Below are 12,172 nucleotides of genomic sequence, written 5' to 3'. Positions count from 1 at the left end.
ACAACTTGAAGAATATTCGAAGGTTTTATTTTACTCTCCCCAAGCTCACTACACTCGCTTTACCCCGATCTTCCAAGAGAGAGGGGAAGAGTCCGGGCAATCCGACAGGATTGGGATCGACTCAGGGGTGAGTTATTTTCAACTTAAGCCAGTCATAACTAAACCCGGCTCATTGATTAAGCGCCACCTTTATTCTGTCAAGAACCTTATGCAGATCTTTCAATTCATCATTCTTAATCCTTAAAACCCGCATCCCAAGACCTTCCAGAATCGTATCTCGGTGTTGGTCATCCTCCTTCTGAAAGTCATGAATTTTTCCATCAACTTCAATGACCAGCTTTTGCGATGCACAATAGAAATCAGCAATGAAGAATTGTGGATGATTGTTGTGCTGTTGGTAAATAATGGGATGTTGCCGAAGAAACTTATACCCGTGAAACTTACGGGCACGAAGCCGTCCCCATAGTTTGGTTTCTTCACGGGTCATATTTTGACGCAAGCGCCGTGCTCTTCCTATTGGTGACTGGTCACTCATAGCATTTAGGCTGATGCACTAATTTACAACAACTTGAAGAATATCCGAAGGTTTTCCTGACTCTCCCCAAGCTCGCTGGCTCTCAGGAGTAGGCAACTAAAATGAACGATAATAAAATTTGCTAAACGATTCAAGCGCGTTCCAAGTTCCGGATATTATAAACTCTCCCCAAGCTCGTTGCACTCACTTTGCCCCTCTCTACCAGTAGAGAGGGGAAGAGTCAGTGAAATCCGAAAGGATTGAACGAGACTCTGGGGTGAGTTAATTAAAACAAAAGACTATTAATAGAAAATCGATTTGATAAATAATTCAAGCACGCTCCATGTTGCTGATATTCTAGACTCTCCCCTAGCTCACTACACTCGCTTTACCCCGATCTTCCAGAAGAGAGGGGAAGAGTCAGAGCAATCCGACAGGATTGTGAGCCACTCAGGGGTGAGTTCAGGTTTCAGCAGAAGGGAAGCCCGCAACATTTATGATCTAATAACCATCGAGGTCATCTCCACAATCAACCAAGGTAAACCGCTCTTGAACCAGCCATCGCAATAAATAAAAGCGATCTTTTGCTCATTATTTTATTCGATATTATTGTTTCTTTAGTTCAATAGTGTTAACTTGTTATCCAATTCAGGTCAAGCACCCCACAAGCAAATAAAAACATACACCCTGGATACCAGCTAAAAGCGAAAAAACAAAGGTGTCACAAAGGCTAACACTGCTGAATACACCACAAACTCTTATGTCAATACAAATGGATTATTCCGCGCGATAAAAAAGATTGATCTGCCCACACACTTCTGCGGAAGTGTGTCCTCCGGTTTATTAAAACCGATGCATAAAAAAGGGCCCCCCTTGCCGTGCAAAGCTTCAGGCGGCCCAAATGTCAATTACAAGATGTATTAACAAGGTAAACTTAAGAAAAATGGCAAACACTGAGGACTACAATGCCAAATTAGCCGACATTCAGGCAATCCCAAACGAAGAAGTAAAAGAACCCGCAATTCCTGTAGATGTCGCCTTGCAGGAAGCTGAAAACCTCTATCACTGGAGTTTAGATGATGCCGAAGCCTTACAGGTAGTCGGCATTACCCAAGCCATGATTGATGACCTCCCCGTACGTGCCGGGGCTGCTCGCGAAGCTCAATCCATCTGGAATAAAGATTATCGTTCGCAACAGGAAGCCCAAAAAGAATGGGCCGAACAAGCTCCGCTGGCCTATGCCATGCACACTGATCTGCTCCAAACCATGCGCTTTGCCTATCGCAAAGATGATGCACTGCTTAGCCGGGTAAGCGCCATTACCGATGGCTCGGGCCATGCTGATATGATTCAGGACTTGAACGACATTGCTGTACTGGGCCGCGAAAATCCAGATCCACTTACAGCCATCGGGTTCGACCTTGAAAAGCTTACCCTGTCTGCCACCCGTGCCGATGAAATGGCCGATCTGTTAGCCGAAGCCAATGGAGATAAAGCCGACCCGAACGAATCAAAAATCATTCGCGACAAGGCTTATACACACCTGAAAGAGCTGGTGGATGAAATCCGCGAAGCCGGAAAGTATGCCTTCCGCAATGACAAACACCGCTTAAAAGGCTATTCCAGTCAATACTGGCGGAAGCAAAACCGGAAGAAACAAGATGACTACAGCGAAGTAACTGACTAACAACTCCCTGTTACCTTTCAGGGCGTCCTGTTGCATGATAGGGCGCCCTGTTCCTTTTTAAGCCTTCCTGTTACACTTTTACCCCTCCCTGTTAAACAGGGTTCAAAAATTTAGTACCAGGGCCAGAAAAAAACCAACAGGGCAGCAAAAAACTTAACAGGAAACCGAAAAAACCTACTAGACCACCCAAAAACCCAACAGGACGATAAAAGAGCTTACAGGAAAGGGTAAGATTGAAACAGGGGAATTCATTTTATTTCTAAATTTAACAATACCCCATAGGAATGGATAAATTTCAGCATAAATATCGCATACCATCAGCTCGCTTGCAAAATTGGGATTATGGTTCGAATGCCTCCTATTTTGTAAGCATTTGCACACACAATAGGGCATGCTATTTCGGACATACCGCTGATCAGAAAATGGTCTTGTCGGAAACAGGCGACATTGCGCGGCACTATTGGTTGGCTATACCCAACCATTTTGCATTTATTGAATTGGGCGCCTTTGTTATCATGCCCAACCATGTACACGGCATATTGATTTTCAATAAACCGGAAAACGGTCAAACACCCGATCATAAAAATTCTGGGATGAATGCCCCCAATGATATTGATGGCGGCCTGGTAGAGACGCCCAATTTGGGCGTCTCTACCACCGGCCAAACCGCCGCCGCATCGGAAAAATGGAAACCAGACACACTGGGGGTAATCATCAATCAATACAAACGGGCCGTCACCATCAACGCCCGTAAAATCAATTCGGATTTTGCCTGGCAATCCCGGTTTCATGACCACATCATTCGCAACGATCAATCGCTCCAACGAATTTCAAATTATATTCGTAACAACCCTGCCAACTGGAAAGACGATCAATTCAACCCATTCACCCAAAATACCGGAAAAGGATAGCCTGCAGTTTTTCAACAACGCTATCAGATTTCGGAAGGGGACAGATAGTAGATTTGAGATGGCGGAGCCTAATTAGACTGGAATATGAAGGTTGCCTGAAAATTTGGGATATGCCCTTTCACTTATCGGTATTTCTACTCTCCCCAAGCTCGTTGCTCTCGCTTTGCCCCGCTCTGCCAGAAGAGAGGGAAAGAGTCCGAGCAATCCGACAGGATTGAGCATGACTCTGGAGTGAGTTAAACACGTACTCCAACCGATAGCGCATATCCAATATTTTGAGGCTCCAGGGAAAATTAAATCTTCTTGTTTTTGCAAAATAAAGAGCGGGTCACAGATCTGCACCAGCAGTGTTGACTATTATCCGATTCTATATCACCTTTCAGAATAAAGAACTCTAAAGATTCATCAACTTAATGGATAGAGAATATTTTGATAGATTATATCACTTTAAATCCTATTGTCTTTAGATATTCAAAAGTGTCATCGTAGAATTCCGGTAATCTGGTCGGATCATCCGGGTCACCAGTAGGAATGACAATAACCATCCCTTGACGAGCACGAGTTAATAAAACTCTGTAGGCGTTTTTCAAATATAATCGTCGGGCTGATTTATTGATATTTTGCCATTTACTTCCTTTAAACGACTTATAAATCCAACCATCCGGACTATACCTAAAGTCACCATCCCATACGACACAAGCCCAATCCAATTCCAACCCTTGGACATGAAATTCAGTGGCAACATCTTCCAGGTAATAAGAAGATCGAACATCCTCTTTTCCATCCAAAAACCAATGGACCGGATCAATGGGTGATTTTACATCAATTGCATACGGCTTTAAGCGCTGAGCTTGCGATGAAACAACAATACCATATCGCTCGCTCCCTCTAGCTTTTTCTTTCAGCCATTTCTTAGCTTTCAAAAGATCACGTGTTATAGCAATTGGATATTTTGAATTTAATTGTTGGCGTGTGAGCTTAGCCTCGTCCATCTTGACATCTAGAATTTGTTTGATCAACAATGAAACATTCTCTGCTCGGAAAGAACGCATTGAAACAGCCAAGTGCAAAGATTCTGAATATTCAACATGAGGTCGATTTTTTATTCGTTCCAAAATCTCATCAGCATTATATTCGCTATCAGTAAGTCGATTGGAGATGAAAATTTTCCACTGTGGGAAGGAACGTTCAAGAGCCTCTATCCATTCTGTTATTCCGGCCTCTCCTGTATTAATTTCTTGTCCTCCCCCAACTAAACAAACAACAACAGCCCAGTCTGGATGCCGATCTAAACAAGATATGAGAAACTCTGGTTCCGACATATCAAAATTTGGCCTTCCCTTCTTTTGGCGCATAAAAGACGATGTTTGCTCCAGTGTCCATGCTCGCTGTGCCTCATCAAAAAGTGCTACGTGCTCAATTGGAGGTTTTCCCATATCCTGTAAACTCTCGTCTCTAAAATGGTGAACGTTTTGAATAAAGGCTTTAACTTCACTTCTCGCCTCTCCTTTTTTCAACTTCTCCCCTTTTCCATTTGCTCTTTGAACTCTGTCCCTCGCTAGAGCCTCCTGCAGTATTTTTACTAAAGGTCCATTCCCCGATAAAAAAACACTATACAATTCACTCTTCTTATCAAAATGATTGGTTGCAACATTCAACCCAACTAGAGTTTTTCCTGCTCCCGGCACTCCTGTTACAAAACAAATCGCTTTCTCAGATCTTTCTTTAGATAGGCCTATAATCTCAGAAACCGCATTGGATGTTTGACTTAAGTTAATGGCACTCGCGTCACTTCGGGAAATATCAGTTACTGAATGATTGTTGTATAATGCGGTGGCAGCCTCAATAATTGTAGGGGTAGGATAATAGCGACCGCTCTCCCATTTATCAACATCAATGACTTCTTCATCACTAAAGAAGTCAATAGTTGTTTTGATTATACTTTCAAGAGATTCAACATTACTCCGAATTGGTGTTAAAACTTTATCATTTTTAGGTGAAAGAGAGATTGAAAGATCAGAAGATTTTGCGTTGGTTGCAATGAGTATTGGTGCAATTAGCCTGCTGTGACTAGTTTCGTGAAAATTCTTCAAATCAAGCGCATAATCCCAAACTTGATCGATATTATAACCATGAAATTCCTTTTCTCCTACTTTAAATTCCAAAACAAAAATAATAGACCGAATAATGATTAAAACATCTATTCGCTTTCCCATTCTTGGTATCCCATATTCGAAATAAATCGAACCCGAATACTCTTTCAAATAACTCTTTAATATTGTTATTTGGACATTCCATGCTTCTCTTTGAGTTTGCTCAAGTGAAAACTCATTACTATTTGTTAATACACCAATAATTTCAGTCGAAGAATCCTCAAGAAAGCTAGAAATTGAGTTCGAATAGTAAGCCCGGTTCATAGCAGAAAGCTTAGTTGTTTTGTTTGACTAAATGTAGTAAACAATATTTAATAGCCAAACTCAGTTCTTTTTCGGCTCATGTACATCCATGGGACTAAAATTAGCAAACGTTTTTGGGGTTCATGCCTTCTGGAGGTACTGGAGTGGCAAGGAGTAAAAACGGGCATGCGCCGCATCGGAACAGAGATCTCTGTTGAGCGTTACGTACTGTCGCGCCCTCCCCCCATGCCCTCAACTACTTCAAGCTGACTTATGGGGCTCTAAAAATCAGTATTGGCTTCAGCCAGGTCCAGCTCCTTAATCCATATGTTTCGGTAAAGCACCGGATGTCCTTCGGCTTGCAGCTTGATTCCTCCCGGGCGGTCGGTAATGCCATAGCCATCGTCGTTACCTCCGTCAAGACCGGAATAGGGACCACCCCAAACTTTATTGATCGCAACATTGGAGTGCACTTTTTGCCCGTTGAAGTAAACCGTTACCAGGGGTTTTTCGGTGAGTTCTCCATTTTCAAAGCGGGCCGCACGAAATTGAATATCGTATGCATTCCATTGTCCAAGGCCTTTGTAGGCAAAATAAGGCGATTCGGTTTCATTAATCACCGTCCCCATCCCATGTCGGGTTGAATCGCCATCAAGCACCTGAATTTCATAACGGTTTTGCAGGTACACGCCGCTGTTTCCTTTTTCCTGCTGAATGAGAAATTCCACATGCAAACGAAAATCACGAAACTTCTTTTTGGTCACAATATCCGCGGTTCCGTATTGTCCGCCTGCTGCGGTGGGGTCGTTGCTGTTGACAGCCGTACCTGTGCCTGCGGGGTCATCCACAACCTCCCATTTGATTGGCAATTCAGCCGAAAAACGGGGTCCCTCCCAATAGGTCCACTGCTCATCAAGCATCTGACGGGAGCCATCAAAAAGAACTTCGGCACCAGCAGGAGCCTTCGCTCCCACTCCGATGGGCTGTTGGGCACATGAGACCGCTACTGCGACAAGACACACTGCAAAAAGTAAAGGTTGAATCGTTCGTTTCATCCTATTCGTTTTAATTGGGTTAGCGCTTCCCAAGTTAGCAAACTTTAAACGATTATCGACCTCGACATAAAAGCAAACGCATTCGTAAATCCACAAAGCCTTCCGGAATAATGCCGAAGGAGTCAGCCTCGTAAGGCTGCATCGCTAAAAAGAAGGGCATCGAACACCCGATACTGGACACGAACACATGCCGCACGGGCATAAAAAAAGCCTGCACGAAGGGTGCAGGCTTTTTGGCGCAATTTGGCTAGTCTGGTCCAAGACTAACGCGCACCTAATAGAAGTTATTCATCAGCTATTTTATTAATTATCTGAAAGATGATGCCCCATTCGGGCAATCCACCCAGGTTTCGGTCATCGATGTAGATATCTGCATTTATTTTACGCGAAAAGTTTTCATCATACTCTTCCTCCGGGTAATTTTTATTGACGGCATAGAACTGTACGCCTTTCGATTCGCAAAACTTAATGGCCTCTTCCAATGGCCTTCCATGTCGGTAAGTCCACAGAATCAGCCGGTGTCCTCTTTCGTGAAGTTTCTTAAGTGTCAGGGTCGCAAACGGTAATTCCCTCCCAATTTTTGGAAACCGATGCTCTACAATGGTGCCGTCAAAGTCAACCGCAATAACCATAAATTGTTTTTTTCTGTAAAAAGCATCCTATGGATGGCTTCTTAGTTCATTCGTAATTCATCTTGCTCATCGCCAAGACAAGGCAGCCCGAAGGCTACCTTGTCTTTTTAAGTAAAGAAATCATCCAGTGTAACTAGGGCTGGAATCAAAGTAGTAATAACTACTTTTTCTTTTATAGCTGTAATCAGCTCCATAAGCTCCAACATGCGCATGTTTTGAAAGATGAATATCATTCAGAATGATTCCGGCATTCTTCATGGATTTCTTCTTATGCACATGATCAATAAATTTGATTTCATTTTTCTTACTGTAGTCCTGTCGTGTTACAAACAGATTGATGTCTACTTTTTGTCCGATAATGATTCCATCAGAAACAATGGACAAAGGTGGATTATCAAAAACGATGTAGTCAAACAGTTCACGACACCGACTGATCAACTCCTCAAACTTCCCGTTTTCCAGAAGCTCTGACGGGTTTGGCGGGATAGGTCCTGCGGAGATAAACTGCAGGTTTTCCACCCGGGTTTGCCGGAAAATATCGTCAAACGAACTGAAGTCGGTTAAATAGGTACTAAGTCCTTCTTTATTTTTGTACTTAAGTCGGTTATGCAGACTTGGTTTACGCAAGTCACAATCGACCAGCAGTACCCTTTTGTTGTTCAGGGCAATCATTGATGCCAGGTTGGCTGCCGTGAATGATTTTCCTTCGCCGGAAATCACAGAATTCACCCCGATAATCGTCGACCGGTCTTTTCGCTTAGGGGCAATAAATTGCAGGTTGGTTCGCAACTCCCGGAAAGACTCAGCAATAGCAGATCGCGGATTATCAATCGCTGGCAGATATTCACTGCTCACATTGGAGTTAACAATATTTCCAATAACCGGAATATCGCTGTATTCGACTACATCCTCAGCTGATTTGATCCGGTCGTAGAAATAAGTAGCCAGCATCAAAACAACAAAGGGCACAAATAGTCCGCCGAACATTCCTCCAGCCACATTAATGACTAGATTCGGTCCAAGCCGTACCGCCAGTTCCGGCCGTGCCCGATCCAGCACTTCGGTATCCGACACGTTAGAAGCATGGGTGATTGCCGCCTCAGCCCGTTTCTTAAGCAAGAAGGTATAAAGCTCGTTGTTCAAATCGTACATGCGCTGCATGTTCATCATTTGCTGCTCCGTTTTCGGGTAAGCGGTCAACTGCTGGTTCACTTTATCAATTCGCCGATCGATGCCCTGAACCTGAATGATGGCATTGTTAATTAAGTTCTTCAGGTTTTCCTGAAGATTTCGTTTCACCATTTCAATCTGGTTTCTTATTAAAATCAACTTCGGATTTTTTTCCTGAGCTGTATAAGAAATCACTTCAAGCGAACGATACAAATCACTAAGCTGAACCACCAAACTGTTGAGCGACTCATCCACAATTCCGACTACCGAAGGCGCTACCACCTCTTTCATTTTCTCAGTATCATTCAGATACTTTTGAAGGTTCCGGTAATAATCCAAGTGTGATTGGACCATCGAGCGTTCGGTGTCCAGGTCTACTAACTTCTGCACAATAATTCCACCTTCCTGGCTCATGTCAACAATCTGATTCCGCGACCGGAAAGAGGTAAAATTATTCCCCGCCACTTTAAGCGTATCAATCACATCTTTAAGTTGCGAATCAATAAAGTTAACGGTTGTCTCCGAGGTGTGGTTTTTTTCCCTCAACTCATAAGCCAGGTACACTGCACTCAACTCGTTAAGGTAGTCAGCCCCCTTCTCCGGAACATTATCTTCAAGAGTCAGACTAATGAGATCGGCCTTTTCAACCAGTTCTTCAATCTCCATCCGGCCCATATAATCTCGCACCAAGCCATCGATGTTGTTGAACGTAAAGAAGTATTGTTCATCCCGACTAGCCGTTTTTGGATAGAGGGTAAAATTGAAATAATCGTTGGAAAAGAGCTCCCCGTAGTTTCCTTTTTGTTCGAATTCAACTTCTATTTCCCGTCCATAAAGCATTGTCTTGGCGTCTACCTTCACCTGATAAGTGGTCGAATCGAGCATGTGTACATGCAATGGAACCCCTTCCAAATTAGTTGCATTCCGATCATACAACACATCAAAAGGCTCGTAGCCGTACAATTCAGCATCACGAAACGTCAACTCCTGATACCAGGATGTAGACCAATCGAGATTCTCGATTACCCGCCGGTTAATTGAATAAGAAGTCAAAATACCAATGTGGTTTTGAAGATTGATATTTCCTCCCATAGAACCTGCAAATGGCAGATCCATTTTTAGCTGAGTATTGTCTTTATTCTTAATCAAGAATAAGCTTTGCAGCTGATATGAAGGAGATGTTACCTGGGTAAACAAATACCCCAGTCCTGCCCCAATAAAGCCTACAAACATAAACCAATACCAATTGCGTTTCAGTTTATGAAAGAACTTCTTTACTGCAAGCATGTCCTCCCGCTCCAATGAATTGGAGAATTCTTCCATCGTTTTCATAGATCAAATCTTTACTTAAAAAATAAATAATTCATGCCTTATTAATTCTACTGCCCTAGCCCCAGAAGAAATTAACAATCAGCATAATTGTTGTTAGCGAGGATAATCCAATGGTATAATACGATGCATTGAGTCTGACATTCTTCAATTTCTGAGGTCGTACAAAGATTACATCATTGGGTTGTAAATAGAAAGCCTCTGACGCCATGATGTCCCTCTTCGTAAGGTTAAGCATAAAAGGCTGTACGGCTGTTTCACCACGACGCACTACCAGAACATCTTTTATTTTAGCGTAATCGGTCGTCCCCTGTGCCATACCAATGGCCTCAAGCACCGTCATGGTATTGTTGTAGTTATAATATACTCCCGGAGATCTGACTTCGCCCAACACACTTACCTTAAAGTTCAGCAACCGCACCTGGATGTCCGCATCTTTCAAGTACTCATCAGCACGCAACTGAATCTGCTCCTTGGCCTCTTTCAAAGTACGTCCGGCCACATTCACCCCCCCAATAACCGGCAGGGATATTTCGCCCCGGTTATCGACCTGGTACCCGTAAATATGTTGACCAGATTGCGAATTGTACATATTGCCAGCCCCAAGACCACCGCCATCATCTTGCGAAAACATGGCATTCACCTCCGGATTGATGGTTTTAACACTGACATAAAGGTTGTCATTGGTTTTTATCGTATAATCCTTATCCGCTTGCTGAACTTTTGCTGTTGCAATTTCCTTCTTGAAATCGCGCATGAAATAGGAATTCCGTTTAGAGACACACGAAGATAGGATAACCGTTAAGGCTAAAATCATTAAAAGACTTCGCTTGTTTTTAGCTTGAAATATCATATTTGTGATGTTAATTTTGATTTCTTTAAGACTTATTTAGAGTTATTGATTGATTATCAACAAGATTGCCGGATACTATTTGCCTGTTCCGAGCAAAATGACTTTAACCGTTTTTAAAATCAATATCATATCCCGCCCAAGCGACCAGGTGTCAATGTATTGCATATCCAAGCGCATCCACTCTTCAAAAGGAATATCATTACGCCCCGAAACTTGCCATATGCAAGTGATTCCAGGCTTCATACTTAGACGTCGGATTTGCCAGCGTTTGTATTTTTCGACTTCAGAAGGAATTGGGGGCCGTGGACCAACAACAGACATTTCTCCGCGTAAGACATTGTAAAACTGAGGCAATTCATCCAGTGACGTTTTTCTGAGCAAGCGTCCAACCCGGGTGACCCGAGGATCCATCGTGATTTTAAATACCGGTCCATCCTGTTCATTCTGCCCCATCAGCGATGCCTTCAAGGCTTCGGCATTGGCAACCATGGTTCGGAACTTATAACAACCAAACCGACGCCCATTGAGCCCAACCCGTTCCTGCTTAAAAAATACGGGACCTCCATCCTCAATTTTAATGGCAATGGCAACCAAAATAAGAACCGGTGAAACAAGGATAAGAGCCAACAGACTAAAGAAGAAATCAAAAATACTTTTGAGCTTTAAGCCTGCATAGTTATCAGGAGTAGTCATATACGTTACAAAGGGCAGCTGATTTATCAAGGAAAAGCTAGAGCGCCTAATGCGTTTTCCATGCACTTTGGAGATCATGCCCGTATAATGATGAAAACTGATGCCCACCTCAGCACACTCCAAAATAAACCGACTGATTTCATCATGATTATAATCAGTCTTACAATAGATTACTTCATCAATCGTTTCCCGATCCAATACTTCCTTCAGATTTTTCCGCACAGGAATAATCTTGAACCGATCATGGTAGTTTGAAATAATCCCTTCACATCCGGTCATAATTCCCCGGATATTATAGCCCCAATCTTTGGTATGAATAATTTTTTCGATATAATCTTCAGAGCCTTTATCAGCAATAACCAGAATCTGCCGGGTGCTATAGCCACGTCGGCGAAAAAAACGCATAATAAGGAAAAAGAAATTCTTATAGGCAGTCAGTATCCCCAAGTTCAGCGAACTAAACAAAAACAAATTCTTTATGCTAAGAACCTCGTAACCCGAAATGATGTTAATAACGAACAAAATGGCAATACCAATGGAAATCAGTTTGAAATAGCTAATGAACAACTGCAGATAACTAGCCGTACGGTTCATCTTACCTAAGCCGAACTGTTCCAATAACAAAAACCATAGGAGGGCAATAAAAATCAAGACATTCTTGAGTTCATTAATCGATTCAATCCGGAGCTCTTCCGAGAGCTTCCCGAACCACCAAACAGCAGTAAAACAAACCAGAGTGATGATTACCTGGAAGATAATACTGATTTTTTCCAGTGTATATTCACGTTCTTTAAGCATAATAGTGAAATATTTAGGGTATGAATAAGGGATAAAAACCTTCCTAATTAATCGAAGGAAAGGCCTCCATAATGATTAAGTGAAGCGCAGACAGATGCTCACTTAATTTTATTGTGATCACGATAACCAGAAGG

Annotated in this window: 9 protein-coding genes; 2 read left to right on the top strand and 7 right to left on the bottom strand. The window is 42.7% G+C overall.

From position 1 onward, the window contains the following. Positions 1 to 169 precede the first annotated feature (169 nt). Entirely contained in the window at positions 170 to 535 is a 366-nt protein-coding gene (locus ACUNWA_RS00335) for an endonuclease domain-containing protein (RefSeq protein WP_445589880.1), read from the bottom strand. Between the two features lie 922 nt (positions 536 to 1,457). On the opposite strand from ACUNWA_RS00335, the gene ACUNWA_RS00330 reads away from it, so the two are divergent. Then, positions 1,458 to 2,201: a hypothetical protein gene (locus ACUNWA_RS00330; protein WP_445589879.1), complete on the top strand. Its 744-nt coding sequence runs from the start codon at positions 1,458 to 1,460 to the stop codon at positions 2,199 to 2,201. A gap of 284 nt (positions 2,202 to 2,485) precedes the next feature. Further along, complete coding sequence (locus ACUNWA_RS00325; protein ID WP_445589878.1) at positions 2,486 to 3,112, top strand: transposase; 627 nt, start codon at positions 2,486 to 2,488, stop codon at positions 3,110 to 3,112. 437 nt (positions 3,113 to 3,549) lie between these two features. On the opposite strand, the gene ACUNWA_RS00320 is transcribed toward ACUNWA_RS00325, so the two are convergent. The 6 genes from ACUNWA_RS00320 to ACUNWA_RS00295 all read right to left on the bottom strand — a co-directional run bounded on the left by ACUNWA_RS00320 (position 3,550) and on the right by ACUNWA_RS00295 (position 12,038). Then, positions 3,550 to 5,529 carry a DUF2075 domain-containing protein gene (locus ACUNWA_RS00320; protein WP_445589877.1) on the bottom strand — a complete coding sequence of 660 codons (1,980 nt, stop codon included), beginning with the start codon at positions 5,527 to 5,529 and terminating at the stop codon, positions 3,550 to 3,552. A 260-nt stretch (positions 5,530 to 5,789) separates the two neighbouring features. Further along, positions 5,790 to 6,563: a 3-keto-disaccharide hydrolase gene (locus ACUNWA_RS00315; protein WP_445589876.1), complete on the bottom strand. Its 774-nt coding sequence runs from the start codon at positions 6,561 to 6,563 to the stop codon at positions 5,790 to 5,792. A 284-nt stretch (positions 6,564 to 6,847) separates the two neighbouring features. Further along, positions 6,848 to 7,195 carry a BT0820 family HAD-type phosphatase gene (locus ACUNWA_RS00310; RefSeq protein ID WP_445589875.1) on the bottom strand — a complete coding sequence of 116 codons (348 nt, stop codon included), beginning with the start codon at positions 7,193 to 7,195 and terminating at the stop codon, positions 6,848 to 6,850. Between the two features lie 120 nt (positions 7,196 to 7,315). Continuing rightward, on the bottom strand, positions 7,316 to 9,697 hold the full coding sequence (locus tag ACUNWA_RS00305; RefSeq protein ID WP_445589874.1) for a GumC family protein: 2,382 nt from the start codon (positions 9,695 to 9,697) through the stop codon (positions 7,316 to 7,318). Between the two features lie 55 nt (positions 9,698 to 9,752). Then, positions 9,753 to 10,547, bottom strand: a complete 795-nt coding sequence (locus ACUNWA_RS00300) for a polysaccharide biosynthesis/export family protein (protein ID WP_445589873.1) — start codon at positions 10,545 to 10,547, stop codon at positions 9,753 to 9,755. Positions 10,548 to 10,622: 75 nt separating this feature from the next. Beyond that, positions 10,623 to 12,038, bottom strand: a complete 1,416-nt coding sequence (locus ACUNWA_RS00295; protein WP_445589872.1) for a sugar transferase — start codon at positions 12,036 to 12,038, stop codon at positions 10,623 to 10,625. Positions 12,039 to 12,172 lie beyond the last annotated feature (134 nt).

It is taken from the genome of Sunxiuqinia sp. sy24 (assembly GCF_052677165.1).
This window is presented reverse-complemented; position numbering and strand designations above follow the sequence as displayed.

What these genes read in the sequence shown, in the direction of transcription:
- ACUNWA_RS00335 (WP_445589880.1), bottom strand. Translation starts at nt 535, where the DNA reads ATGAGTGACCAGTCACCAATAGGAAGAGCACGGCGCTTGCGTCAAAAT.
- ACUNWA_RS00330 (WP_445589879.1), top strand. Translation starts at nt 1,458, where the DNA reads ATGGCAAACACTGAGGACTACAATGCCAAATTAGCCGACATTCAGGCA.
- ACUNWA_RS00325 (WP_445589878.1), top strand. Translation starts at nt 2,486, where the DNA reads ATGGATAAATTTCAGCATAAATATCGCATACCATCAGCTCGCTTGCAA.
- ACUNWA_RS00320 (WP_445589877.1), bottom strand. Translation starts at nt 5,529, where the DNA reads ATGAACCGGGCTTACTATTCGAACTCAATTTCTAGCTTTCTTGAGGAT.
- ACUNWA_RS00315 (WP_445589876.1), bottom strand. Translation starts at nt 6,563, where the DNA reads ATGAAACGAACGATTCAACCTTTACTTTTTGCAGTGTGTCTTGTCGCA.
- ACUNWA_RS00310 (WP_445589875.1), bottom strand. Translation starts at nt 7,195, where the DNA reads ATGGTTATTGCGGTTGACTTTGACGGCACCATTGTAGAGCATCGGTTT.
- ACUNWA_RS00305 (WP_445589874.1), bottom strand. Translation starts at nt 9,697, where the DNA reads ATGAAAACGATGGAAGAATTCTCCAATTCATTGGAGCGGGAGGACATG.
- ACUNWA_RS00300 (WP_445589873.1), bottom strand. Translation starts at nt 10,547, where the DNA reads ATGATATTTCAAGCTAAAAACAAGCGAAGTCTTTTAATGATTTTAGCC.
- ACUNWA_RS00295 (WP_445589872.1), bottom strand. Translation starts at nt 12,038, where the DNA reads ATGCTTAAAGAACGTGAATATACACTGGAAAAAATCAGTATTATCTTC.